The following is a 24,315-nucleotide window of genomic DNA, read 5'->3' as shown; positions in this document are numbered from 1 at the left end:
TTGCGAAACAAGACATTGAAGGGATAAGCTTATATAGTTTATCCCTTTTCTTTTGTTAACCTTTTCTACGAGGGACATACAGATTACCTACTTAAAAATTTATGTACTTTTGCCTTTTTATGGGAAAAGACAAGATAAGGCGCTTCGCCGAAATAGAAACTTTCAGTAATGTATTGCAACTGGATGCCGGCAAACCTTATAAAGGCAACTGGGCTACCGGTTTTTTTAAGAACAACAACCCGGTGGTTTTAGAACTCGCCTGCGGCAAAGGTGAGTACACGGTTAACCTGGCCACCATGTTCCCCGATAAAAACTTTATCGGGATAGATTACAAGGGTAATCGCATTTGGCGCGGCGCAAAAACCGCTACCGAAGATGGGGTGAACAACGTTGCCTTTTTACGCATCCAGATAGAGAACATGGTAGATTACTTTGGCCCCGGCGAAGTAGACGAGATCTGGATCACCTTCCCGGACCCGCAGCCCCAATTGAGCCGCGAGAAGAAACGCCTCACCTCTCCCCGCTTTTTGGATATGTACCGCATAGTGCTTAAACCGGGCGGTTATATGAACCTAAAAACCGATAATGACCAACTGCATGCTTATACAGCCGAGAAAATAACAGAGCTTAACTTACAGCTATTCGCTAAAACCGAAGACCTTTACCATTCGGAATATGCGGACGAGGTGCTCTCCATCAAAACCTACTACGAGAAAAAATACCTGCAGCATAATAAAAACATCAACTACCTTAAGTTTACCTTTTAACCCCTGCAATGGCCGACTACAACTTTTTCGATAATGTTTATGATGTGGTCAGACAAATCCCGAAGGGCAGGGTAACATCTTACGGGGCAATCGCGGCATATCTTGGGTCAAAGCAATCATCGCGTATTGTGGGTTACGCCATGATGGCCAGCGGAACGGCCAACCCGCCGGTGCCGGCGCAAAGGGTAGTAAACAAACAGGGTTTGCTAACCGGTAAATTCCATTTTGGTGGCGATACCATGGAACAAATGCTGCAAAACGAAGGCGTTGAAGTGATAGATAACCAGGTGCAAAATTTTAAAGAAATATTTTGGGACCCTGCTATAGAATTGGCGCTTTAACACCATCACTCTTTTTGCTGTAGTCGGTAAAAATCGCTACAATAAGCCAAAATATCCCCAGCGCAGTATGGTTTCGCACGCTCATCATACAGGAAAATGGTAGAAGCCGCTACGAGCATCCGATACTTACCAACAGTTCAATAACCTGGTGCACCCGTAAATCAGACCAATGATTTTAAAGCAGCTGCAACAATTCCATGCGGTTACCAAATGGGTCAACGAAAGCAAAACGGCGGCGGCCGGGTATAATAGGCTCTTCTATAATTTCAACATCATTATCTTTTAGGTACTTGCGGGCAGCATCAACATCTGATACCTCCATCGCCACATGGCGTATGGTGCGCGGCAGGGCAGCTTCCACGCCTATGTGCAACTGTACGTCGCCTATATTTAACCAGTAACCCGGCGATGAAAAAAGATGATCGGGCCTATCAATTAATTCCAACCCCAACACTTCGGTGTAAAAGGCTTTTGCTTCTTCCAGCCTTTCGGGCGGTACGCAAACGTGGAAATGGTCAACCCGTTTAAAGCTTATCATTTATTGGTGCTCTGCAAATGTTAACACGTAGTTGTTGTTATCTGATATCGAAAATTCGGTAGCGCCGTAAAAGGTTGTTTCGAGGCCTTTAAGCACGGTAACTTTATCTTTTATATCTTCAAAAAACGCATTGATATTTTTCACATTGATATATAACAATAACGACCCACCATCCGTTCGGCTTATTTGCGGCAACTCTTCGGCCAAGCTCTCAAACGACTGGAACATCATGGTAACCGCGCCGTTTGCCATCATAGCCCACACCAGCTCGTCGCCGGTTTCGGGTACGGTCATGGTTAGTTCAAAGCCTAATATCTTGTAAAAAGATACAGTGGCTTTCATGTCGGTTACAAAAATATTGGGAGATATGCTTTCCATGTGGTTACTATTATGCGGTAAATTTATGATTTATAGGGCCGGATGAAAATAAACATTAATAAGCAAATCCTTTATGCAAGAGGTACAATTGTCCTAAAAAGATTGCTTTGTACCTCACAATGGCGATTATTATTTAATGTTAAATTTGATGCCTATGCAAACTACAAACTCAAAATCGCAAACTGACCTAACCCGCTGCACCTGGTGTGGAACCAACCCACTTTACATGGAATACCATGATAAAGAGTGGGGCAAAACTGTGCACGACGATGGTGTTTTCTTTGAGTTTCTCACACTCGAAGCTGCACAGGCCGGCTTAAGTTGGATCACTATTTTGCGTAGGCGCAATGCGTATAGCAAAGTATTCGCCGGGTTTGATGTGAAAAAGGTGGCCGCCTTTGATGAAGTGGATAAAGAGCGTTTATTAAACGATGCCGGCATCATTCGCAACCGCTTAAAAATAAGTTCGGCCATCAGGAACGCGCACTTATTTATGGATGTGCAAAAGGAATTTGGCTCGTTTGATACATATCTGTATAGCTTTATGCCCGGCGGCAAACCCGTTACCGAATATACCGGCCCGCACGTCAGCACACCCGAATCTGACGCGATAAGTAAGGACATGAAAAAGCGCGGCTTCAAATTTTTCGGTACCACTATTTGTTATGCCTTTATGCAGGCCACAGGGATGGTTAACGACCATGTGCCAAACTGTTCGTTCAGGTAAATAATAAAGAACATCGCCCCCTTAATTTAAAACACCGAAATATTTCATCATTCAATATTCGGCATTCTGTGTTCGATATTAACCTCTTGAAATCGTATTTTTGAAATCATCGGTGTAATCCCAAAATCATCGGTACAATCAACAAAAAATGAAAAAGCTTTTTCTATTGGATGGTATGGCCCTGATATACCGGGCGCATTTTGCTTTAAGTAAAAACCCGCGTTTTACATCGGGCGGCTTTAATACGTCGGCAGTGATGGGTTTTACAAACACCCTGCTGGAGGTTTTACGTAAAGAAAAACCCACCCACATGGCCGTGGTTTTTGACACCGATGCACCAACAGAACGCCATACCGATTTTGCAGGTTATAAAGCCCACCGCGAGGCCATGCCCGAAGACCTGAGCAAAGCCCTTCCCTACATTTTTAAAGTAGTACTTGGTTTCAATATCCCGCTCATCACCAGCGACGGTTACGAGGCCGACGACATTATAGGCACCCTTGCCAAAAAAGCCGAAAAGAAAGGTTACCAGGTTTATTGTATGACGCCCGATAAGGATTTTGCGCAGCTGGTATCTGATAATATCCGCGTTTACAAGCCTGCCCGTATGGGTAATGATATGGAGATCTGGGGTGTTAAGGAAGTACTGGCCAAATGGGAAATAGAGCGCCCCGAGCAGGTGATAGATATCCTGGGCCTTTGGGGTGATGCGGTAGACGGCATCCCCGGCATCCCCGGCGTAGGCGAAAAAACTGCCAAGCTTTTGATAAAACAATATGGCTCGGTAGAGGAAATCATCGCCCACAGCCACGAACTGAAAGGTAAACTGCGCGAGAACGTAGAGAACTTTGCAGAGCAGGGCCTGATGTCGAAAAAGCTGGCAACCATCAACCTAAACTCACCGGTAGAACTGGACGAAGAAGGGTTGGAAATGTGCGCGCCAAGCAAGGATCTGCTTGAGCCACTTTTTGCCGAACTGGAGTTCCGTACGCTGGGCCGCCGTGTGTTTGGCGATGATTTCAGCATTACCGAAACCCGGGCGGTGTCGGGGCAAACTGATTTATTTGGCAATGCTACTGCCGAGGGCCGCACAACCCTATCTGTAGATGTGCAGGATATTTACGAAGCACCCGAGCCGGTTGACATCAAGAACATCAACACGGTTGAGCACGAATATATTTTAGCCGATACCTTTGAGAAACGTGCCGAACTCATCAACATCCTAAAACAACAAAAGCACTTTTGCTTTGATACAGAAACCACGGGTACAGATGCTAACCATTGCGAGTTGGTGGGCCTATCCTTTGCTATCAAACATCACCACGGCTGGTACGTACCGGCACCACATGACGAGGCCGAGGCTAAGAAAATAGTTGCCGAGTTTAAACCCGTATTTGAGGATGTAAACATTGGCAAAACCGGGCAGAACCTGAAGTTCGATATCCTGATGCTGAAATGGTATGATGTAGAAATGAAGGGGGACCTGTTTGATACCATGATGGCACATTACGTGATAGACCCGGATACCCGCCACGGTATGGATATCCTGTCAGAAAATTACCTGCAATACAAACCTATTTCCATTACAGAACTGATTGGCCCCAAAGGCAAAAACCAAGGCAACATGCGCGATGTGGAAATAGAAAAGATAAAAGATTACGCCGCCGAAGATGCCGATGTTACGCTACAGCTCCGCACCGTATTTGAGCCAAAAATAAAAGAAGTTGAAGCCGAAAACCTGCTGCATAAAATAGAGAACCCGCTAATATATGTACTGGCCGATATTGAGCACGAAGGTGTTAAAATAGACCACGAAACTTTAATTGAATTTTCAAAAGAACTGGAAATAGACATAGCCAAACTTGAGAAAATAGTGTTCGAAAAGGCTGGCGTACGTTTCAACATCGCGTCGCCAAAACAACTGGGCGAGGTATTGTTCGAGAAGTTACTGCTCGACCCAAAAGCCAAAAAAACCAAAACCGGCCAATACCAAACCGGCGAGGATGTGCTTTTAGGCCTTGCTGCCAAAAGCGACATTGTAAGGGATATCTTAGATTTTCGCCAGTTGCAACAGCTAAAATCAACCTATGTAGACGCTTTGCCTACCATGGTGAACCCGAAAACAGGCCGTGTGCATACCAGCTACAACCAGGCGGTAGCCGCAACCGGGCGTTTAAGTTCCAACAATCCAAACCTGCAAAATATTCCTATCCGTACCGAGCGTGGCCGCGAGGTGAGGAAGGCGTTCATCCCGCGTGATGCCAACCACAGCATCGTATCTGCGGATTATTCGCAGATAGAGCTTCGAATAATAGCCGAGATCAGCAAAGACCCTAACATGCGCCAGGCCTTTATCGATAATATAGATATCCACACCGCTACCGCCGCCAAAGTTTACGGCATAGGAATTGAAGATGTGGATAGCACGCAGCGCCGTAATGCCAAGGCGGTAAACTTCGGGATCATTTACGGGCAGTCGGCATTTGGGTTATCACAAAACTTGGGCATCCCGCGTAAAGAAGCTGCCGAGATCATTGAAAACTATTTTGCCCAGTACCCCGGCATTAAACAATACATGGCCGATACCATGGAATTTGCCCGCCAAAATGGCTACGTAACTACGCTGATGGGCCGCCGCCGTTACTTGCGCGATATTAACAGCGCTAACCAAACCGTACGTGGCTTTGCCGAACGAAATGCCATTAACGCCCCCATCCAGGGTTCGGCTGCAGATATGATCAAGATAGCCATGATCAACATCCACCGCGAGTTTAAAGCACTAAAGCTGGATGCCCGCATGACCATGCAGGTGCATGATGAATTGGTGTTTGATGTGCCCAACCACGAGATAGAAATTGTAAAACCCATCATCCTGGAAAACATGAAAAACGCCATCAAAACCGAGGTACCCATTATGGTAGAGATCGGTACAGGTTCGAATTGGTTGGAGGCACATTAACAAGAGCTTGCCAGGCTGAGCCTGTCGAAGACTTAACTAATTTGCTGGTCGAGATGCTCATTCTGACGTGTTTATTGATTCTCTAATTCGGCTTTTGCCTTCTGTATCCAATCGTCGTTTTCTTGAAGATATTTTGCCGGTTTTATGCCTATATTATCAATTCCCTGGCTAACATCAATTCTGCGGCTACGCGAACTCGAATAGCCAATTATATAGGGCATGCACGGGAAAGGAGCCGTCAGCACATTGGAGTAATCTAAAGTACCGGAAGTATTTTTACCCATGAGTAACACCTTTTTACTTTGGCGGGCTTCCAATAAAAACTCTTCAGTTGAACTGCCGCACCCTTTATCTATCAATATCACTACTTTGTTAGGGCTTGCCAAAGTGGTGTAACCTGTAATGTCAAAATCTTTTGTATTAGTTACCATCTTCCCCTTATTAGCTTCAAGGCTTTTAATGATCGTACGGATGCCTTGTTTATTCTCTTCCGACCTGTCTTCATCCGTAAGGAAACTTTTCCAACCTTCAATGTTAGCATCTGTTGATAACAGATCGTTACCAATATGTTTAACCGGGCCGGAGTAAACAAGGTTCATTAATGGTGCAAACGTCCAGTCAGATCCGCCTCCGTTACCCCGTAGATCAATTATCAGGTTAGGCATAATATTAAGTAATGCCTTGTTGGCGTTGATTATAGAATCTATATTTTTCCCGTTAGAGGAATCGAATGTAGATACTTTTAAGTAAGCCGTTTTAGGCGATAGTTTTTTGAAAGCAACAGGCTCATATTTGTACGAAGCCGGGTTTTCAACCGTGGTACCTTCGCGGTGCCAGTCGCCGTAAATTCTGTCGCCTTTGAAATAAAAACCCTCCCATTTTGGCATCCCGTTTAACACATATAAAACGCCCCGGGCCATTGTATCATTTATCATCTTACCTTCCCACTTGATCATTCCGGGTTTCCAGCCGGGCAGGTTAGAGCTGATGATCACCGCCACATAGTCTCGCAGCGGGGTTTTATCTTTCATAACCGCTATCTTATACTTTGCAGGATCATGAAAATCGTAAACCCCTTCAAAGCCATGTGATTGACGTAACTCTGCTATTTTTTTATCAGATAAAGGGATGATCTCTCGCTGGGCCATGTAAACCGAATCGAGCTTGGTTGCGTCGAATTTGGAACGGACAGAAACATGGTGATCTTTAAACTGCTGTAAATATTGTGAAATGATCATGAGACAATGTTCATCTGCATGCGGCCCCTTAGCTAAGGTCAAATACTGTTTAAACATCTTATCGTAGCCGGCTTTAGTCATAATGGCTTGCTTGTCTTTAAAGCCCGCATAATTCTTTTCCATAAAACCGGCAATGCTTTTTACTTCCGTTTCGCAGTTGCATTTTTGGGAATATGCGTTAATGCTTAAAACGGCGAACACACTTATAATAATAAGGTTCTTGAACATGATATTAATTTAAGTTGACCCAATTTAGGATTTTTATCACATTGAAGAAAGTAATCCATTCATTATTAGTTGTAACATTTTCTTTGCTTTCCGGCTTACCCCCTCATCTCGATTAGTCATTGCTAATTTCACAATAGACACCACCCACCAATTAGCATTAATGCCGATATTGTAATTAACCCTTGTTTCTAATTAAATAATATCACTTTTTTAAACACATTTTTCAAATTATGTGTTTGTTCCTTTGGGGAAATGTTTAGTACCTTAACCATCATATAATCCCGAATGAGAATTTTTCACCTGAGTGCCGAATGCTACCCTATTGCTAAAGTTGGGGGACTTGCCGATGTGGTTGGCGCGTTGCCAAAATACCAAAACCAGGCAGGGATGCAAGCCGCTGTGGTAATGCCTTTTTACAACCGCAAGTTTGTTCATGAAAACACTTTTGATATTGTTTTTCAGGGTACAACGCTACTGGGTACACGCAGGATCTATTTCGAGATATTAAAGGAACAAACCGATAAACTGGGTTTTGAGCTTTATCTGGTAAAGATCCCCGGGTTGCTGGACCGTGAAAATATTTACAGCTACCCGGATGAAAGGGAACAATTTCTGGCGTTCCAGATCTGCTTTCTGGATTGGATAAACTGGAGCGGACAAACGCCCGACCTGATCCACTGCCATGACCACCACTCGGGCCTGGTGCCCTTTCTGATGTATAATTCTTATTTGTACCGCAGGCTGTCGCACATCCCAACGGTGTTTACCATTCATAACGGCCAATACCATGGCGCGTTTGGCTGGGAAAATTTACATTATCTGCCCGAGATCGACTTTTATAAGACCGGCCTGCTGGACTGGAACGGCGGCATTAACCCGCTGGCATCTGCAGTAAAATGCTGCTGGAAGTTCACCACCGTATCGCCAAGTTATTTGCAGGAACTAAGTATCAGTTCTAACGGGTTAGAGTACCTGTTTTATGTAGAGCGCGATAAAGGAGTAGGCATCATCAACGGCATAGATACCGAAGTTTGGGATGCCGATACCGATCCTATGCTGCCCGAACACTTTAACGAGACAACTGTTACTAAAGGCAAGCAAAAAAATAAAGAGATCCTTTGCGAGCGTTTTGGCTTGTCGTTAGATAAACCTCTAATAGCTTTTATAGGCCGTTTAGTAGTCGAAAAAGGTTCAGATCAGCTACCTGCGGCTATAGAACGAAGCATAAAAGAACACGGCGATAAAGTAAACTTCCTGATACTTGGCGCAGGCGATAGCGCTACCGAAATATCGCTAAACTTATTGAAGGAACTGTACCCAAAAAACTGCAATGTGTTTATAGGCTATGATGAATCGCTGGCGCATTTAATTTACGCCGGGGCAGATTTTCTGCTGATGCCATCGCGCGTAGAACCATGTGGCCTAAATCAAATGTACTCGATGCGTTACGGCACCATGCCTATAGTGCGCAGTACCGGCGGCTTAAAAGATACCGTGATTGACTTTGGCGAAGAAGGCGGTTACGGCATACGCTTTAACAATGTTACGGTTGATGATATTTGCGTATCCATCAACCGCGCGGTTGTACTGTATAGAGACACCCGCAAAATGCAAACCTTGCGCAAACGCATGATGAACCTCGATTTTTCGTGGGACCGCTCGGCAAAAGAATATATAAACCTGTACCAAAGTTTAATTCCTAAGATATGACATCTAAAGTAATCAGTATTGTACTTGGAGGCGGCCAGGGCAGCCGTTTGGCACCACTTACACAAACCCGTTCAAAACCGGCAGTACCAATTGCGGGTAAATATCGTTTGGTGGATATCCCTATCTCTAACTGCCTGCATTCGGGTATCAACCGTATTTTTGTTTTAACGCAGTTTAACTCGGCATCGCTTAACAAACACATAAAAAACACGTATCACTTTAGCACGTTTAGCAAGGCATTTGTTGACATTTTAGCTGCCGAGCAAACGCCTACAAGCGGTGGTTGGTTCCAGGGTACGGCCGATGCGGTTAGGCAGAGTTTACACCACCTGGCTACGCACGATTTTGAATACGTGCTGATCCTATCTGGTGACCAACTGTACCAGATGGATTTTGAAGAAATGATACAGCAGCACATTGATAAAAAAGCTGATATATCTATCGCAACCATCCCGGTGAACGTAAGCGATGTGCCCGGTTTTGGCATCCTGAAAACAGATTCTGACAGCCTGATCACTTCATTTGTGGAGAAACCAAAGTCAGGTTTCGAAAGCCTGGTATCTGATGTTAGCGACGAAATGAAGGCCCAGGGCCGCATTTACCTCGCATCGATGGGGATCTACATTTTTAACAAAAACCTGCTTTACGAGTTGCTGGAAGGAAATGAACATACCGATTTTGGCAAGGAAATAATCCCGCAAGCTATAGCAGGCCACAAGGTTATAAGTTACCAGTACGAAGGGTATTGGACGGATATCGGTACTATCAAATCATTCTTTGACGCCAACCTTGGCCTTACAGATGATATCCCGCAGTTTAATCTGTTCAACAAAAACCAGATCTATACGCGTGCACGCATGTTGCCGCCAACCAAAATATCGGGTACGCTGATAGACCGCTCTATCATTGCCGACGGCTGTATTATTAACGCCGCCCACATCATCCACTCCATTATTGGCATCCGTACCCGTATTGGTGTAGAGAGCGAGATAGAAAGTTGTTATGTGATGGGTAGTGATAATTACCAAACGCTTGAGGAGATCGCGGTAGCGAAAGAAAATAATCAACCTATTATGGGTATTGGCGACAGGTGCTGCATCAAAAATGCCATCATCGACAAAAACACTTATATAGGCGACGATGTGAAGATTAATTGCGGCGAGCCGTTAGCAGATGGGGATTTCCCCACTTATACGGTTACCGATGGTATTGTAATTATTAAAAAGCGCGCCATTATACCAAACGGCACTGTTATTTAATTTAAAAGATAGCACAACAATTATGAGTTAATGAAGTTTAATTAATAAACTAAATAACTTAAAATTAACTCATTATGAAAAAGACTATCTGTATGATCGCGGTTGCCGCGATCACTTTTGGGAGTGTAGAAGCATTCGCCGCAACGCCTCTGCAAGCACAACAGGACACTACTAAGAAAAAACCGATGAAGAAAAAAATGAAGAGTAAGAAAATGATGAAGGACACCATGATGAAGAAAGACACCGCAATGAAGATGTAATTTTTTTAATCCTTTAAAGTATTTTATTCTTATAACAAAAAATCCCTCCCAACGTACGTCAGGAGGGATTTTTTGTTGATAGAGCTATAACATTACAAGTCTAAACTATCGCCAACGTTAGGCAATTTTAGATTGAGGCCTGCTTTGATAAATTTTTGGGCTACCTCATCTTTATCAATCTTAATAACCGGGAATGAATCGTAATGCACCCCGATAATGTTTTTACAGTTGATGAAATCTGCTGCTTTGATGGCATCATCGGCACCCATAGTGTAGTTATCGCCAATTGGCAATAATGCCCAATTTATGTTATCATCGGCCAATAATTTCATATCGTAGGTAAGCGCGGTATCGCCTGCAAAATAAATCACTTTACTTTCCGAGTAGATCAGGAAACCTGCAGGGTTACCACCTGCAGAACCATCCGGCATAGTGCTCGAGTGTACGGCGTTTACCATCTTAACGCGGCCAAAATCAAAGTTAAAGCCACCGCCAATGTTCATACCATGTACATTATCTACACCTTGTTTGCCCAACCAACCCGCAATTTCGGCAATGCAAATAACTTTTGCGCCGCTGCTTTTAGCAATGGTAACCAAGTCGGCAACGTGGTCGCCGTGCCCGTGCGATACCAGGATATAATCAGGCTTTAGGCTATTTATATCGATGTTCTTTGCCAGTTCGTTTGGTGTGATGAACGGGTCGAAGAGCAATGTTTTGCCATCGGCCACCAATTCAACGGTCGACTGCCCGTAATATGTAAGTTTCATAGTGTTGTAGCTGTTTTAGACGTAATAGTTTTATTTGCCAAACAGATTACCCAAGCCACCCATTCCGCCAAGCATTGCCTGGGTCATGGCTGCCATTTCGGTTTGGCTCAGATTTTCGGCTTGCTCAATAGCTTTGTTTATGGCAACAACCAAAAGCTCTTCAAGTTCTTCCTTATCGGCATCTTTTAATAAATCCGGATCAATAACCACCGATTTTACAACCTTATTACCATTTGCAGTTACGGTAATTTTTCCACCTTCAGCAGTGCCGGTAACGGTTATGGCATCTAAACGTTGTTTTACTTCGCCAGCCTTTTGCTGGGCTTCCATTAATTTATCGAACATAATAATTAAAATGTGCAGATATGTAAATGTGCGTATTTGCAGATAATTGCATATCCAGGTAAATATCTTTTCAATTCTCCATCTGCACATCTGCATATCCACGCATCTGCACATCCGAAGCTTAATCCTCAGCGGTATCGCCGGCCCCGTTGTAGGCGCCTTTGCGCACTACAGGCATGCCTGTCATTTTAAACAGGTCGTCCAGGTGCAGCAGGCTGCCGTTTACTACATTACCTAACAAAACAATGGTGACATCGTTTTTCATATCGCGCAAAAATATATGGCGGAAACCGTGCCACCAGCCGGTATGGTAAACTACTTTTTGGCCTGGGCTGGTAAACAAGCGCCACCCGTAACCGTAATTGAAATGCCCACGCACCATAGGGTTACGGTCTGTATAAGCCGAATCTTGCGTAGCTTGTTTTATTAAACGGCCTGCTTTAAGGGCCTGGTCAAAAACAAACAGATCGCCAACGGTACTGTAAATCCCTTTATCGCCCACTGGCCCATCTAAAAAGTTTTGCGCTACCGAGTATTTCCAGCTGTTACGGTCGTGCCCAACAACATCCACCGGGATCTTATCGTAAACCGCTTTAGAATAAACAGCAGTGTGCGTCATCCCCGCAGGTTTAAAAATATTTTCTTTCATGTAATCTGCATAATTCATGCCGGTCACTTTCTCTATAATGGCGCCAAGCACCATAAAGTTGCTATTGTTGTATAAAAAGCTGGCGTTTGGCTTATTAAAGCGTGCTGGCTTGTATTGGGCTATCAACGCCATGGCCTCTTTATTGGTAACACCTTTCTTTTGGTTAAGGTGCTGGCTACGATAAATGTTATCTAAAAAATAAACGTAATTCATCATACCGCTGCGGTGGGTAAGCAACAGGCGGATGGTTACCCCATCGTACGGAAAATCGGGGAAAAAGTCTTTAACGTTTTGGTCGAGTTTGATTTTGCCCTTTTCCCAAAGCTGCATAATGGCAGTACCCGTCATGGTTTTGGTTACCGAAGCAAGCTCGAACTGCGAGTTTAACTTCAGGCTGTCGCGTGTTAAGTGGTTAGCCCAACCGAAAGAGCCCTCATACACTATTTTACCTTTTTTTGCTACCAGTACGTTTCCGTTAAAGCCACTCACCTTGTGCAGGTGCTCCATAAATTCTTCTATCTTTTTATCGCCTTTTGCAGGGTCATATTTAAGTAGTTCGGTAGTATTAAAAGGTTTGCCGTTATCGGCGATGCCTTGTTTATTATCGCCTTTTCCGCGGGAGCATGAGGCTAAAGAAAGTAAAGAAAAAGCAAGGGAAATGACAGTTGTGCACACTTGTCTCATAGGTAAAAAATCAATCACAAAACGAAAGGCGAAAATTAAAAATTATATAAGTGGTAAAAGATTAAAATCTGATTAATGTTTCAAAAATATTAATAAACCGTAAATTTGGGTATGAGATCATTGGCGTGCCTAATATTATTTTTAACTGTTTTTACGGGCATTACATCTGCACAAGACGTGGCCAGCCTTAACAAAGAGGGCCAGCAACTGTACCGCCAAAAACAATATGCCGCCGCGATAGAGAAATATAAAAACGCGTTAGTTACCGAACCTGCAAACGCCCGCGCCAATTACGAAATGGCTTTAACCCTATTTAGCAGCGGCAAAGGGCCGGATGGCATCCCCTTCCTGGAAACGGCCATTAAAACGAATGCAAGCAACACACTTACCGCCGCATCTTATAGTTTAATGGGGAGTATTTACGGCAATGCAAAACAGCTGCCCAAAGCTATTGAAGCTTATAAGAATGGTTTAAAAACCGATAGTACCAACCAACGTATTTACTATAATTTAGGCATTGTACAATATCGCAGTAAGCTTTACCCAGATGCCGAACAAAGTTTTATTGGCGCCATTAAACGCGATTCTATGGATGCGGGCAGCACCAGGATGTACGCGCTGGTCACCTTTCATGAAAATAAGCGCGTGGATGCCGTGCTTGGCTTTTGCCGCTTTTTACAATTAGAGTCAAAGTCAGCCCGTAGTAAAGAGGCCTTTGGCAACCTGCAAAGCATGCTGCAACGCGGTACACTCGAGGCCGAAGTTGGTTATATACCAACAGCCACCACCAAAGCCGAAGCCTTTGCCCAAAACAAAACCATTACCAAAGTATTAGCCGGGTTTATGACGCGTAAATACGCTTCGCCCACTGCGTTGCTTAACGCGCAATTAAAAGAACTTTTTACCGCGTTTGCTGCCACGTCAGGTAAACAATATAAGTACGCGCAATATTTTTACAAGCTATCGCAGACGGATAATTTTGACACATTTGTACGGGTAATAAGCCAGGCTACCATCCCTGAAAACACAGCATGGGTAAAAGATAATGCGGATAAAGTTATGGCGTTGGATAGCTGGGCAAAAAGCAACGCTGTTAATTAAATAACGCCCGATAAGGCAAGCTTTACTTTCTCGCGATTTAATTTGCTTACCGGGACTTTAGTATTATCCGTCAGCAATAAACTGCCGCCGTCCTCGCGGAGCCAGCTTTTTATGAAGGTAATGTTTACGAGGTGCGATTGATGCGCGCGGATAAAGCCCTGCCCGGTTAGCATATCGGCATATTCCTTTAGTGTTTTTGATACCAGGATCTGTTCGCCGCCCGCAAGCACAAATTTGGTGTAAGTATTATCTGCCTCGCATCGTACAATGTCCACAATGTTTACGTAGCGCGTTTCGCTAAACATGGGCAGGGCGATGCGGACTGGCGCCTTTTTATCATCCCTCAAATAATCCAGTAAGTGATTAAGCCGGTCGTTCTTTTGTTTTTGGGCTATGGCTTTGCGGGCCTTATCCACTGCCAGCTTCAGTTCGTCAATATCTATCGGTTTTAGCAGGTAATCTAACGCGGCAAATTTGATGGCCTGTATAGCATACTGATTATAGGCAGTCACAAATATGATCTCGAAATTGATATCGCCCAATTGCTTCAACAGATCAAACCCTGATTGGGCATGCAACTGTATATCCAGGAACACCAGCTGTGGTTGGTGGAGTATAATTGCTTTCAGCGCGTCGTCAACACTATCGCTTAAAGCAGCTACCTGCACATCGGGCGCGTAAACCTGCAACAGCTGCTGCAAGTTTTCCCGGTTGGAGGTTTCGTCGTCAATTATCAGCGCTTTCATTATAGCCAGTTTTGCAGTTCAATGGTTATTAATGTCCCGTTATTATTTGATATTTTGTGCATCACAATGTTGGCGGTTTTATAAATGCTGTTCAGCAGTTTTATCCGGTCGGCACAAAGTTTCATACCCATGCCGCCAGTTGTATCTCCGCCAAAGCCATTGCCGTTATCTGTTACTGATAGCACAAGTGTAGCATCCGTTTTAATTATCGCAACATCGATCTTGCCTTTATCGCCCAATGCCGAAACCCCGTGTTTTACCGCGTTTTCTACAAAAGGTTGCAGCAACATGGCGGGAATCTCGATCTGCTGGTCTATCTCCTTTTCATCAACCGCGATACTAAACTTAAAGCCGAAGCGCATCTGCTCCATCAGCAGGTAATCGTTCAGCAGGTCGGTTTCATGCTCAATAGAGGTAAGTTCATTATTGGCATCATCCAACACATTACGGGTAAGGCGGGCAAACTTGCTCAGGTATTTATTGGCGTTCTCTATCTCATTTTTATTCATCAGGTTTTGGATCCCCGCCAGGGCGTTAAAAATAAAATGCGGGTTCAACTGCGCCCTTACCGATTGTAGCTGCAATGATGCTATCTGCCTATTTTGTGCTTCCTGTTTTAACTTTCGTTTTTGGCTATCGCGATACATGGCAAACATAAAGCCACCTGTAGTTAAAAATATCACTAATATATAACCTAATGTTTTTATAGAAATAGTGCGCTGTTTATCCAGTGGGGGCAACACCGTAAATTTAATGTTTGTGGCCAGGCTACGGAGTAATGTTATAGGCTCGCCACCCGGCTGGTATATTTTGGGCGTAAACGTAATTTGATATGTACCGGGCTTTTTCCAAAATTCTTTATAAAGACTAAACCTTGTATTGTTCTCACCTAAATTAATGCTGTCGGTATGTCCATCCACAGTTCTTTTAAGGCTAACCTTGTAATTATAAGCCCTTTCGCCATTACGTATAAAAAAACTCATGTTTTGAACAGAATCATCAGCTCTGAACTTAAGGTTGCTTTTTGATGTGGTTTCAATAAAGTCTTTATATCGTACAGGTCTTTGTTGCATTGTGTACTTTCCATCAATAAGCTTCCCAAATTGCTCTACAGTACGTTGGGTATCTGTTAATACTTTTGAATAATAACCATTATCGGGAATGTGCGAATGTTTGCTGACGTAATCAACAAAACTATTTACCGTTGCAGGCTCAACTTTTCTCCAGTCGATAAACACGGCGTCCTGCTCACTAAAATTTTTGATATTATAAATCTCCACCTTAATGAACTGGCCGGGCGTATAATCAAATTTATCTAAGTAAGCGTACCTGGTGCCATCGGCCAGGGTTTTGATATTGAAGGGCGGCCTCCAACCAATAAGCTCCTGGTTATTATTCTTAACAACCCGATATAAGTAATTTAACGCCTGGGGCTCCGATTGGATATTTTGGATGATAACCTCTGCAGAAGTTGTCCCGTCAATTAAGATGCTGGTAAATTCCCGCCCATTAACGGTTTGCTTTAGGCCTTCGTAAATTTTGCTTTTGCTTGTGGTGTCAAAACGTATCCCGATGTTTTGTTTACCAAGCCAATTAAAGTAGAAATGCTCGTTAGCAAATTTATTTAACCGCACTTGCTTATGGTAAAACTCCATTTTTTCGGGTGTTGAATTTGTGGTATCAACATAAGTTTTACCAACCAGGGCAAAGTGCCTCTCTTGCCCTGCATTAGGTTGGCGTTTTTGCGCTATGCTTCTACAACAAAGCGCGAGTAAGCACAAAATTATAAAAGCGGTCTTGGTAATTAGGAGTTTCATGATTCGCGGTGTTAAGTTAGTATTTGTTTGTTGATATAAAACTGCAGGGTTTACGCGTATTGCACAATCATGAAACAGTATCTGGCAGGGTTGCCTTAGTATCCGGCATTTTACAGTGTTTTAATTTTATTGCAACTGGCTTAAACCCACATAAAACCCTAAATTTGCCCTCGCAAAAACATACTATCCATATGAGTTTCAGAACCGAACATGATACCATGGGCGCGGTACAGGTACCCGCCGACAAATACTGGGGCGCACAAACAGAACGCTCGCGCAATAATTTCAAAATTGGCCCCGAGGCATCAATGCCGAAGGAAATTATAGAGGCGTTTGCCTTCCTTAAAAAAGCGGCGGCTTATACAAATACCGATCTGGGCGTATTGCCTGCCGATAAACGCGACCTGATAGCACAGGTATGTGACGAGATATTAGCAGGCGGGCTTGCCAGCGAGTTCCCGCTGGTGATCTGGCAAACCGGATCTGGCACACAATCAAACATGAATGTGAACGAGGTAGTAGCAAACCGTTCACACGTTTTACAGGGTAATAAACTGGGCGAAGGCAAAACTTTTATCCATCCCAATGATGACGTGAACAAATCACAATCATCAAACGATACCTACCCAACCGCTATGCACATCGCGGCCTACAAGATCCTGATCGATGTAACCATCCCGGGGATCGAAAAATTGCGCGATACCTTAAAGGCAAAAAGCGAGGCTTTTAAAAGCGTTGTAAAAATTGGCCGTACCCACTTAATGGATGCTACGCCGCTTACTTTGGGCCAGGAATTCTCTGGCTATGTATCGCAGCTTAACCATGGTTTAAAAGCTTTGCATAATACCTTCGATCACCTTAGCGAGCTTGCCCTTGGCGGTACTGCTGTTGGTACGGGCATCAACACGCCAAAAGATTATGATGTTAAAGTTGCCGAGTACATTGCCAAATTCACCAACCTGCCGTTCATCACGGCCGAAAATAAGTTTGAAGCCCTTGCAGCGCATGATGCAATTGTAGAAAGCCACGGCGCGTTAAAACAGATAGCGGTATCGTTAATGAAAATAGCTAACGACATCAGGATGCTGGCATCGGGCCCGCGTTCGGGTATTGGCGAGATACATATCCCGGATAACGAGCCGGGGTCGTCAATTATGCCGGGTAAAGTTAACCCAACCCAAAACGAGGCGGTTACCATGGTTGCCGCGCAAGTTATGGGTAACGATGTTGCCATTAGCATTGGCGGCTCTAACGGCCATTATGAGCTTAACGTTTTCAAACCGCTTATGGCGGCAAACTTTCTGCAATCGGCAAGGTTAATAGGCGATGCCTGCGTATCGTTTAACGACCATTGCGCGGTTGGTATCGAACCAAACTACGACGGGATTAAAAAGCACCTCGAAAATTCGCTGATGCTGGTTACCGCGCTTAACCCGCACATTGGTTATGAGAACGCGGCTAAAATTGCCAAGACTGCCCTAAAAGATAACCTATCGCTGCGCGAAGCCTCGGTTGGCCTGGGTTACCTCACCAACGAGCAATTTGACGAGTGGGTACGCCCCGAAGATATGATAGGGAGCTTAAAATAATCAGCCCCCCGGCCCCCTTAAGGGGAGCAGAATTTAGCCTCTTTCCGTTTTGGGGAGAGGCTTTTAAATTATCCCTTTCATGAAAAAAGCTTTCGCCTTTTACCTCCTGATAGCTATCGGGATAGCTTTCACCTTCTTATGGCAAACTGCCTGCAAGTTTAACCCAGATATGCAAACGCCGGGCGAGAGCTATTTGCAGGGCGAGTGGCAGCAGGATAGTGTAACAATGCAGCAACAATTGGTAAGTTATTCTTTATATAACCTTAAGTTTAATTGCGATTCGTTTTTTGTGAGCATCAAAACTATCAGTAAAGCAAACACCGGTGCAGATAGCTGTACCAAAAGCGGCCAATGGACAGAATATGCTAAAGGCGTTTACGAGCAGCGGAACGATACCCTGCATGTGCGCGGCCTGTTCTGCAATGCCGACTACAGCTATAAAGACCCATCGGGCTGCTTCCGATCGGGCATTTACGAAGAGCGGTTTAAGATAGTGAAGAAGTCAGATTCGCTTGTTCAGTTCAACCCAACATCAAGCGTGATAGCCATTAATACACGTTTAGTAAAAAGAAACTCCTGTACACCAAAGCCATTGTAAAAAATATGAAAACCAGCATTTTCAAAAAAATCATTTTAGGCATCGCCATCATTTACCTGCCTATCCAAACCATGGCATGGGGCACCAACGGCCACCGCATCAGCGGCCAAATTGCCGATAGTTACCTTAACGCAAAAGCCCGCGCCGCCATTAAAGCCATACTGGGCAACGAGTCCATAGCGATGACCAGCAACTGGGCCGACTTCATCAAATCAGACCCTCAGTATAGTTATTTGTACAACTGGCATTTTATAAACTTTGATAAGGAATACAGCTATCCCGAAATGCAGGCATTTTTAAAACAAGATACTGCTACCGACGCCTATACCAAGATCAACTTTTTAGTTGGTGAACTTAAAAAGAAAACCACCACTAAAAGCAATAAACTGCTTGCCCTACGTATGCTGATCCACGTTGTAGAAGACGTTCACCAGCCCCTGCACACCGGCCACCTGAGCGATAAAGGTGGTAACGACGTTAAGGTTATGTGGTTTAATAACCAAACCAACCTGCACTCTATCTGGGATAGCCAGCTGATAGATTTTCAGCAATTAAGCTATACCGAATATAGCATTTGGATAAACCATACAACTGCCGCGCAACGCGCCGAATGGCAAAAAGCACCGGTTAGCCAGTGGCTGTTCGAGTCTAAACAAATAGCAGCAAAGATTTATGCAAGCAATAAAGATGGCGATAAAGTAAACGTATACAGGTACAATTTCGAATACATCGGCACCCTTAACCGGCAGCTTGTAAAAGGCGGCGTTAGATTAGCGGGGTTATTAAATCAAATATTTGGGGCATAGCCCGATGTGCAGATACGGGGATATGCAGATATGCAAATTCCTTAATCTGCATTTGCATATCTGCATATTCGCATCATGAAAATACTAATGGTTTGCTTAGGCAATATATGCCGTTCGCCATTGGCGGAGGGTATTATGCAGAACCTGGCAGATAAGGCCGGGCTGGACTGGCAGGTAGATTCGGCAGGTACGGGCGACTGGCATATTGGCCGAGCGCCCGACAGGCGATCTGTAAAAGCTGCTGCCGACCAGGGCGTAGATATCAGCAAGCAAGTATGCCGTTTGTTCCGTACCAGCGATTTTGACGCGTTCGAACTGATATTGGTGATGGATAAAAACAACTTGAGTAATGTGCTTGCCATGGCGCGAAACAATGCCGACCGACTGAAAGTTAAAATGCTTTTGGGCGATCAGATAGTTCCCGACCCATATTACGACGATACGCAGTTTGTCCCGATTTTTAAACTGATAGAGGCAGGATGTAAGGAGATCATCAAACAATACAGCCATTAATTGATACCTTAGGTGGATGAACACTAAACCTATCATGATGGCGAGTGCCATTTTCCTGGCGTTTATTGGTGTTGCCTTCACCTTTATGCCGCAAGAGATTGCCACCTACACCGGCATGGGCTTTTCCAAACTTTACCAGTTGCAATTACAAATTTTAGGGGCGTTGTTTTTCGGTTTTGCTATGCTTAACTGGATGGCTAAGGGTGCCATTATTGGCGGCATATATAACAAGCCAATAGCAGTAGCTAACTTTGCGCACTTTTTTATAGGCGGCCCGGCTTTGGTAAAAGCCATTATTAGCAATATACACCTGCATTACATCGTTTGGATAGTAACGATTTTTTACGCGATTTTTGCGATATTGTTCGGTACCATATTTTCAAAGCATCCTTCCAATACATAAAATTATGAAAGCAATATTTTTGGCCCTGCTATTAAGCTGCACCATATTAATGGCAAACGCACAAAACGCGGCAATTGATAAAGTAACCACCTCATACATCGGTGTAAAAAACGCTTTGGTTGGCAGTAACGCTGCATTAGCTAAAACCCGCTCTGCGGAGCTATTAGAAGCGTTATCTGCATCGGTTAAAGGTTTAAAACCTGCACAGCAAAAGCTGTTGGCTACCTATCTGGATAAACTAAAATTTGATAGCCGCCATATTAGCCAAACCACGGTTATTGACCATCAGCGCGAGCACTTCGAAAGTCTGTCCAAAAACATGTACAGCCTTTTATCGGCGTTAAAACTTAACGGCACTACGCTTTACCAGCAGTATTGCCCCATGAAAAGAGCCGCGTGGTTAAGCGAAACCGAAGACATCCGCAACCCATATTATGGCGATGATATGCTGGATTGCGGAAAGGTAACAGCAACTTTAAAAGTGACGAAATAAGTCTTGTATAAAAAGGGATTATATTTTATTTCCAAACATTGGACAATAAATAAATGCTTTACAAGTTTGAAATGAGGCAGTTAATAGTGTACTTTTGTTTTAATGATAAAAAAGGGCGGCATATTGTTTATGGTATTGATGTACGTAATTACATCAACCGGCTTTGCCCTTAACTTGCATTACTGTGGTAATCACGTTGCCGATATCAAAATAAATGCCCCGGCCAAAAGCTGCGTTAAGCCAATGGCTAAAAGCAAAATGAAATGCTGTAAGGATACTAAGCTTGACGTAAAAGTTAAGGATAGCCACGAAAGCCAGCCTAATTCATTTATCCCGAAAGTGTCCCCGGTAACTATTCCGTCATCCACATTTGCCGATTTTATTTTGCCTGTGCATCAGATGCTATTGAATGCGTTTTTTGACCGCGGCCCACCCGACGCGCCAAAACAAAGCGTCCCATCATTTATTAAAAACCGGACTTTGAAAATCTGATAGTGGATCTTTTGCAAGATTAACTTATCAATTTCAAATTCAATTTTAATAACATGAAAACTTTAAAAGTATATATCATTCTACTTATAGCAACCGTAACCGTTGCAAAAGCACAATTTACCAAAGCCGAACTACAAGTTAGCGGCCTTACCTGCTCACTTTGCGCCCGTACAACCGAAAAGTCATTAAAGGCACTTCCCTTCGTTAGCGAGATAAAACCCGACCTGATGCGTAACATCTACGTTATCACTTTTAAAAATGATGTACCGGTAGATTTCGCCCAGATCAGCAAAAAGGTTAAAGACTCGGGCTTCTCGGTAAGTTACCTGAAAACTACCTTTAACTTCGATAATACCAAGGTTGCCGATAATGTTTTTACCTATGGTGCCAACACCTACAAGCTGCTTAACGCCGACAAGGCTTTAGCCGGCCCGGTTACTGTAACCATTGTAGATAAAGGTTTCGCGCCAAATTCGGTTACCAAAAAGCATTTAGGTAAAACCCCCGAAGAGGCAGCTACCGCTACAGGCCGCACGTATCATTTAGCAATTTAAGCACTTTCTTAAGACCAACTTATGAAAGTTATTTTATTGGCTTTTTGCCTTACGGCATTGGCATACTTTGCGCACGCGCAAGAGTTATATGTAAACACCGAACCGGCCAGCAATATGGCCGCCCACTCTTTGGGTATCCGGTTGGAGAACCAGGGTTTTACCGAAGCATCCGTATTTAAAAACCGGACTACTTTAGAAGCCATGTACGGTGCTACGGGCAAGTTGATGTTGCATGGCGCCGTGTACACATCCAACTTTTATCAAAGCAACCAAAGGTTTGAAGGTGGCAGCTTTTATGCCAAGTACCGTTTCCTTTCTGTTGATGCGGTGCAAACCCATTTCCGCGGGGCGGTGTTTGGCAAAGCGGCTGTTAGCCGAAATCCATACCAGCAACAGGAGATTGCATTAGAGGGCGATAATTCGGGCTTACAGAGCGGTTTGGTGTTTACGCAGTTGCTGCATAAGCTGGCTCTGTCTGCATCGGGTAGTTACCTGAGGGGATTAAATAGTGTTAACGATCATGGCACTATTACCGGTGCTAAAGAAGCATTGGCCTACACACTATCTGCCGGTTATCTGGTGCTGCCAAAACAATACAAAAGCTACGACCAGGTAAATTTGAACCTGTATGTAGAATTGCTTGGCAAAAACAACCCGGGGTATAACCAAAACTACCTTGATGTTGCACCTGCAGTACAATTCATTTTCAATAGCGTTTGCCGGCTCGATTTCTCGTACCGAACCCCTTTGTACAATAATATGCAGCGTAACAGCGTCAACATGTACCTGGTACGGTTCGAGTACAATTTTTTTAACTTATAGACTTCTACCCAATGAAAAAATATATCACCATACTTTTTGTACTGATAATATCCTTTGCCGCCAATGCACAGCAAATGGACCATATGCAGCATACTCAAAAAGACACCACCAAAAAAGCCATGCCGCACGATCATGCCAAAATGATGGCCGAAATGCAGCATGATACTACCCGCCACAGCATGAGCATGACCAGCCAGTTCTCGCTCGATCTGCCAATGAACCGTGATGCCTCGGGAACCTCTTGGGTGCCCGACGAAACACCGATGTATATGTACATGATACACGGTAAAAAGTGGATGCAGATGATTCACGGAAGCTTTTTTGCGCGGTATAATAAGCAGGACATTTTTAACAAAGGCAGCCGAGGAGACAGCCAGTTTGATGTGCCCAACTGGTTTATGTACATGGCGCAGCGTAAAGTAGGTAGTAATGGTTTGTTTGCGGTTAACACCATGTTTTCGCTGGATGCCTTCACGGTAGGTAACGGCGGCTACCCATTGCTGTATCAAACAGGCGAATCTTATCAAGGCAAAAAACTGGTTGACCGTCAGCACCCGCACGACCTATTTTCGGAACTGAGCGTAGCCTACACCCAACGTGTCGCCAAAAATACCGACGTATCGCTTTCCGTTGGGATGCCGGGCGAGCCTGCACTTGGGCCGCCGGTATTTATGCACCGCCTATCGGCTATGAATAACCCCGACGCGCCTTTAAGTCACCACTACGCCGATGCTACGCATATCACTTTTGGTACGGCTACTTTAGGTTTTCGATACAAGAACGTAAAACTGGAAGGGTCGATATTTACCGGCCGCGAACCTGATGAGCACCGATATAATTTTGACAAACCTAAGTTTGATTCTTACTCGGTACGACTGTCGGTTAACCCATCAAAAGAGTGGGCATTGCAGGTATCAAACGGCTGGCTAAAGAGCCCGGAAGAAGCCGAGCCGAGTGATGACGTAGACCGCTTTACCGCATCGGCTATTCACACTAAAATGCTTGGTGAGAACAGCTATGTTGCCACTACTTTGGTGTACGGGCAAAACCGCCACCATGGCCGCACGCAGCCTGCTGTATTGTTAGAAAACAGCCTGCAGTTAAACAAAACCGCAATTTACGGCCGGTACGAATACGTGCAGAAAGATGCCGGCGAACTTGATCTGGAAACACTTTACCCCGGCGACCCGAACTTTAGCATTAACGCCATCACACTCGGCACAAACCGTATTGTATCAACGTTTAAACAAACAAACTTGACCATTGGCTTGCAAGCTACGCTGAACGCCTCTCCGCAAGCGCTTAGGCCGCTTTACGGCACAGCACCCATTGGGTTCCAGGTTTACCTGCGCGTTACCCCCAGCCTCATGAAAATGGGCGGCAGCAAACGTAAGATGGATCACGATATGATGGATATGTAAATAGGAAGAGTGCCTACAGCGCCCTTCCTATTTTAAAAGCTTGTCATGCTGAATGATAGTGAAGCATCTGATCTACGCCAAGCAAAATACGATTGGATAGTTCAATA

General features: G+C 44.3%; 26 protein-coding genes. 18 read left to right on the top strand and 8 right to left on the bottom strand.

Annotated elements, in window-relative coordinates; all coding sequences use genetic code 11:
- Positions 1 to 119: 119 nt before the first annotated feature.
- Entirely contained in the window at positions 120 to 767 is a 648-nt protein-coding gene (gene trmB, locus ACVW0P_RS09160; protein WP_457131997.1) for a tRNA (guanosine(46)-N7)-methyltransferase TrmB, read from the top strand.
- An 8-nt stretch (positions 768 to 775) separates the two neighbouring features.
- On the top strand, positions 776 to 1,108 hold the full coding sequence (locus tag ACVW0P_RS09155) for an MGMT family protein (protein WP_457131809.1): 333 nt from the start codon (positions 776 to 778) through the stop codon (positions 1,106 to 1,108).
- A gap of 175 nt (positions 1,109 to 1,283) precedes the next feature.
- Here ACVW0P_RS09155 and ACVW0P_RS09150 read toward each other — a convergent pair whose 3' ends face one another.
- Complete coding sequence (locus ACVW0P_RS09150; RefSeq protein WP_457131808.1) at positions 1,284 to 1,646, bottom strand: VOC family protein; 363 nt, start codon at positions 1,644 to 1,646, stop codon at positions 1,284 to 1,286.
- A complete protein-coding gene (locus ACVW0P_RS09145) occupies positions 1,647 to 2,024 on the bottom strand; it encodes a VOC family protein (protein ID WP_457131807.1) in 378 nt (125 codons plus the stop codon).
- A 154-nt stretch (positions 2,025 to 2,178) separates the two neighbouring features.
- Here ACVW0P_RS09145 and ACVW0P_RS09140 point away from each other — a divergent pair, with 154 nt between their 5' ends.
- Both ACVW0P_RS09140 and polA read left to right on the top strand, forming a co-directional pair.
- On the top strand, positions 2,179 to 2,751 hold the full coding sequence (locus ACVW0P_RS09140; protein ID WP_457131806.1) for a DNA-3-methyladenine glycosylase I: 573 nt from the start codon (positions 2,179 to 2,181) through the stop codon (positions 2,749 to 2,751).
- Positions 2,752 to 2,899: 148 nt separating this feature from the next.
- On the top strand, positions 2,900 to 5,710 hold the full coding sequence (gene polA / locus ACVW0P_RS09135) for a DNA polymerase I (protein WP_457131805.1): 2,811 nt from the start codon (positions 2,900 to 2,902) through the stop codon (positions 5,708 to 5,710).
- Positions 5,711 to 5,781: 71 nt separating this feature from the next.
- Here polA and ACVW0P_RS09130 read toward each other — a convergent pair whose 3' ends face one another.
- Positions 5,782 to 7,176 carry a S41 family peptidase gene (locus tag ACVW0P_RS09130; protein WP_457131804.1) on the bottom strand — a complete coding sequence of 465 codons (1,395 nt, stop codon included), beginning with the start codon at positions 7,174 to 7,176 and terminating at the stop codon, positions 5,782 to 5,784.
- A gap of 285 nt (positions 7,177 to 7,461) precedes the next feature.
- Between ACVW0P_RS09130 and ACVW0P_RS09125 the strand changes: the two genes are divergently transcribed.
- The 3 genes from ACVW0P_RS09125 (at position 7,462) to ACVW0P_RS09115 (ending at position 10,405) form a co-directional block, all read left to right on the top strand.
- A complete protein-coding gene (locus ACVW0P_RS09125; protein ID WP_457131803.1) occupies positions 7,462 to 8,886 on the top strand; it encodes a glycogen synthase in 1,425 nt (474 codons plus the stop codon).
- Positions 8,883 to 10,145: a glucose-1-phosphate adenylyltransferase gene (locus ACVW0P_RS09120; protein WP_457131802.1), complete on the top strand. Its 1,263-nt coding sequence runs from the start codon at positions 8,883 to 8,885 to the stop codon at positions 10,143 to 10,145. The genes ACVW0P_RS09125 and ACVW0P_RS09120 overlap by 4 nt, the downstream gene beginning before the upstream one ends.
- A 74-nt stretch (positions 10,146 to 10,219) precedes the next feature.
- Positions 10,220 to 10,405, top strand: a complete 186-nt coding sequence (locus ACVW0P_RS09115) for a hypothetical protein (protein ID WP_457131801.1) — start codon at positions 10,220 to 10,222, stop codon at positions 10,403 to 10,405.
- 92 nt (positions 10,406 to 10,497) lie between these two features.
- Here ACVW0P_RS09115 and ACVW0P_RS09110 read toward each other — a convergent pair whose 3' ends face one another.
- From ACVW0P_RS09110 to ACVW0P_RS09100, 3 genes are all read right to left on the bottom strand, one after another.
- Positions 10,498 to 11,175: a metal-dependent hydrolase gene (locus ACVW0P_RS09110; RefSeq protein WP_457131800.1), complete on the bottom strand. Its 678-nt coding sequence runs from the start codon at positions 11,173 to 11,175 to the stop codon at positions 10,498 to 10,500.
- Positions 11,176 to 11,205: 30 nt separating this feature from the next.
- The gene (locus ACVW0P_RS09105; protein WP_457131799.1) at positions 11,206 to 11,520 is read right to left on the bottom strand and encodes a YbaB/EbfC family nucleoid-associated protein; all 315 of its coding nucleotides are present in this window, start codon (positions 11,518 to 11,520) and stop codon (positions 11,206 to 11,208) included.
- A gap of 121 nt (positions 11,521 to 11,641) precedes the next feature.
- Entirely contained in the window at positions 11,642 to 12,853 is a 1,212-nt protein-coding gene (locus ACVW0P_RS09100) for a serine hydrolase domain-containing protein (RefSeq protein ID WP_457131798.1), read from the bottom strand.
- A 111-nt stretch (positions 12,854 to 12,964) separates the two neighbouring features.
- Here ACVW0P_RS09100 and ACVW0P_RS09095 point away from each other — a divergent pair, with 111 nt between their 5' ends.
- Complete coding sequence (locus ACVW0P_RS09095; RefSeq protein WP_457131797.1) at positions 12,965 to 13,954, top strand: tetratricopeptide repeat protein; 990 nt, start codon at positions 12,965 to 12,967, stop codon at positions 13,952 to 13,954.
- Here the strand turns inward: ACVW0P_RS09095 and ACVW0P_RS09090 are convergent.
- Positions 13,951 to 14,700, bottom strand: coding sequence for a LytR/AlgR family response regulator transcription factor (locus ACVW0P_RS09090; protein ID WP_354426755.1), 750 nt, complete (start codon positions 14,698 to 14,700; stop codon positions 13,951 to 13,953). The genes ACVW0P_RS09095 and ACVW0P_RS09090 overlap by 4 nt on opposite strands.
- Entirely contained in the window at positions 14,700 to 16,517 is a 1,818-nt protein-coding gene (locus ACVW0P_RS09085) for a sensor histidine kinase (protein ID WP_457131796.1), read from the bottom strand. Before ACVW0P_RS09085 ends, ACVW0P_RS09090 begins: the two co-directional genes overlap by 1 nt.
- Before the next feature lie 191 nt (positions 16,518 to 16,708).
- Between ACVW0P_RS09085 and fumC the strand changes: the two genes are divergently transcribed.
- The 10 genes from fumC to ACVW0P_RS09035 all read left to right on the top strand — a co-directional run bounded on the left by fumC (position 16,709) and on the right by ACVW0P_RS09035 (position 24,208).
- The gene (gene fumC / locus ACVW0P_RS09080; protein WP_457131795.1) at positions 16,709 to 18,106 is read left to right on the top strand and encodes a class II fumarate hydratase; all 1,398 of its coding nucleotides are present in this window, start codon (positions 16,709 to 16,711) and stop codon (positions 18,104 to 18,106) included.
- 79 nt (positions 18,107 to 18,185) lie between these two features.
- Entirely contained in the window at positions 18,186 to 18,704 is a 519-nt protein-coding gene (locus ACVW0P_RS09075; RefSeq protein WP_457131794.1) for a fumarate hydratase, read from the top strand.
- A gap of 5 nt (positions 18,705 to 18,709) precedes the next feature.
- Positions 18,710 to 19,510 carry a S1/P1 nuclease gene (locus ACVW0P_RS09070; protein WP_457131793.1) on the top strand — a complete coding sequence of 267 codons (801 nt, stop codon included), beginning with the start codon at positions 18,710 to 18,712 and terminating at the stop codon, positions 19,508 to 19,510.
- Positions 19,511 to 19,585: 75 nt separating this feature from the next.
- Positions 19,586 to 20,023, top strand: a complete 438-nt coding sequence (locus ACVW0P_RS09065; RefSeq protein ID WP_457131792.1) for a low molecular weight protein-tyrosine-phosphatase — start codon at positions 19,586 to 19,588, stop codon at positions 20,021 to 20,023.
- Between the two features lie 16 nt (positions 20,024 to 20,039).
- Complete coding sequence (locus ACVW0P_RS09060) at positions 20,040 to 20,426, top strand: hypothetical protein (protein WP_457131791.1); 387 nt, start codon at positions 20,040 to 20,042, stop codon at positions 20,424 to 20,426.
- A gap of 4 nt (positions 20,427 to 20,430) precedes the next feature.
- Positions 20,431 to 20,919, top strand: coding sequence for a DUF3347 domain-containing protein (locus tag ACVW0P_RS09055; RefSeq protein ID WP_457131790.1), 489 nt, complete (start codon positions 20,431 to 20,433; stop codon positions 20,917 to 20,919).
- Positions 20,920 to 21,021: 102 nt separating this feature from the next.
- Positions 21,022 to 21,411: an HYC_CC_PP family protein gene (locus ACVW0P_RS09050; RefSeq protein WP_457131789.1), complete on the top strand. Its 390-nt coding sequence runs from the start codon at positions 21,022 to 21,024 to the stop codon at positions 21,409 to 21,411.
- Between the two features lie 53 nt (positions 21,412 to 21,464).
- A complete protein-coding gene (locus tag ACVW0P_RS09045; RefSeq protein WP_457131788.1) occupies positions 21,465 to 21,965 on the top strand; it encodes a heavy-metal-associated domain-containing protein in 501 nt (166 codons plus the stop codon).
- Between the two features lie 21 nt (positions 21,966 to 21,986).
- Complete coding sequence (locus ACVW0P_RS09040; RefSeq protein ID WP_457131787.1) at positions 21,987 to 22,787, top strand: hypothetical protein; 801 nt, start codon at positions 21,987 to 21,989, stop codon at positions 22,785 to 22,787.
- Positions 22,788 to 22,798: 11 nt separating this feature from the next.
- Entirely contained in the window at positions 22,799 to 24,208 is a 1,410-nt protein-coding gene (locus tag ACVW0P_RS09035; protein WP_457131786.1) for a hypothetical protein, read from the top strand.
- Positions 24,209 to 24,315: the final 107 nt, after the last annotated feature.

The sequence above is a fragment of the Mucilaginibacter sp. UYNi724 genome (genome assembly GCF_054057495.1).
Note: the sequence above shows the minus strand (reverse complement) of the source record. Positions and strands in the feature narration are given on the sequence as shown.

Bases quoted from the DNA above. Each gene is read 5' to 3' on its own strand.
- trmB (WP_457131997.1), top strand. From the start codon at position 120: ATGGGAAAAGACAAGATAAGGCGCTTCGCCGAAATAGAAACTTTCAGT.
- ACVW0P_RS09155 (WP_457131809.1), top strand. From the start codon at position 776: ATGGCCGACTACAACTTTTTCGATAATGTTTATGATGTGGTCAGACAA.
- ACVW0P_RS09150 (WP_457131808.1), bottom strand. From the start codon at position 1,646: ATGATAAGCTTTAAACGGGTTGACCATTTCCACGTTTGCGTACCGCCC.
- ACVW0P_RS09145 (WP_457131807.1), bottom strand. From the start codon at position 2,024: ATGGAAAGCATATCTCCCAATATTTTTGTAACCGACATGAAAGCCACT.
- ACVW0P_RS09140 (WP_457131806.1), top strand. From the start codon at position 2,179: ATGCAAACTACAAACTCAAAATCGCAAACTGACCTAACCCGCTGCACC.
- polA (WP_457131805.1), top strand. From the start codon at position 2,900: ATGAAAAAGCTTTTTCTATTGGATGGTATGGCCCTGATATACCGGGCG.
- ACVW0P_RS09130 (WP_457131804.1), bottom strand. From the start codon at position 7,176: ATGTTCAAGAACCTTATTATTATAAGTGTGTTCGCCGTTTTAAGCATT.
- ACVW0P_RS09125 (WP_457131803.1), top strand. From the start codon at position 7,462: ATGAGAATTTTTCACCTGAGTGCCGAATGCTACCCTATTGCTAAAGTT.
- ACVW0P_RS09120 (WP_457131802.1), top strand. From the start codon at position 8,883: ATGACATCTAAAGTAATCAGTATTGTACTTGGAGGCGGCCAGGGCAGC.
- ACVW0P_RS09115 (WP_457131801.1), top strand. From the start codon at position 10,220: ATGAAAAAGACTATCTGTATGATCGCGGTTGCCGCGATCACTTTTGGG.
- ACVW0P_RS09110 (WP_457131800.1), bottom strand. From the start codon at position 11,175: ATGAAACTTACATATTACGGGCAGTCGACCGTTGAATTGGTGGCCGAT.
- ACVW0P_RS09105 (WP_457131799.1), bottom strand. From the start codon at position 11,520: ATGTTCGATAAATTAATGGAAGCCCAGCAAAAGGCTGGCGAAGTAAAA.
- ACVW0P_RS09100 (WP_457131798.1), bottom strand. From the start codon at position 12,853: ATGAGACAAGTGTGCACAACTGTCATTTCCCTTGCTTTTTCTTTACTT.
- ACVW0P_RS09095 (WP_457131797.1), top strand. From the start codon at position 12,965: ATGAGATCATTGGCGTGCCTAATATTATTTTTAACTGTTTTTACGGGC.
- ACVW0P_RS09090 (WP_354426755.1), bottom strand. From the start codon at position 14,700: ATGAAAGCGCTGATAATTGACGACGAAACCTCCAACCGGGAAAACTTG.
- ACVW0P_RS09085 (WP_457131796.1), bottom strand. From the start codon at position 16,517: ATGAAACTCCTAATTACCAAGACCGCTTTTATAATTTTGTGCTTACTC.
- fumC (WP_457131795.1), top strand. From the start codon at position 16,709: ATGAGTTTCAGAACCGAACATGATACCATGGGCGCGGTACAGGTACCC.
- ACVW0P_RS09075 (WP_457131794.1), top strand. From the start codon at position 18,186: ATGAAAAAAGCTTTCGCCTTTTACCTCCTGATAGCTATCGGGATAGCT.
- ACVW0P_RS09070 (WP_457131793.1), top strand. From the start codon at position 18,710: ATGAAAACCAGCATTTTCAAAAAAATCATTTTAGGCATCGCCATCATT.
- ACVW0P_RS09065 (WP_457131792.1), top strand. From the start codon at position 19,586: ATGAAAATACTAATGGTTTGCTTAGGCAATATATGCCGTTCGCCATTG.
- ACVW0P_RS09060 (WP_457131791.1), top strand. From the start codon at position 20,040: ATGAACACTAAACCTATCATGATGGCGAGTGCCATTTTCCTGGCGTTT.
- ACVW0P_RS09055 (WP_457131790.1), top strand. From the start codon at position 20,431: ATGAAAGCAATATTTTTGGCCCTGCTATTAAGCTGCACCATATTAATG.
- ACVW0P_RS09050 (WP_457131789.1), top strand. From the start codon at position 21,022: ATGATAAAAAAGGGCGGCATATTGTTTATGGTATTGATGTACGTAATT.
- ACVW0P_RS09045 (WP_457131788.1), top strand. From the start codon at position 21,465: ATGAAAACTTTAAAAGTATATATCATTCTACTTATAGCAACCGTAACC.
- ACVW0P_RS09040 (WP_457131787.1), top strand. From the start codon at position 21,987: ATGAAAGTTATTTTATTGGCTTTTTGCCTTACGGCATTGGCATACTTT.
- ACVW0P_RS09035 (WP_457131786.1), top strand. From the start codon at position 22,799: ATGAAAAAATATATCACCATACTTTTTGTACTGATAATATCCTTTGCC.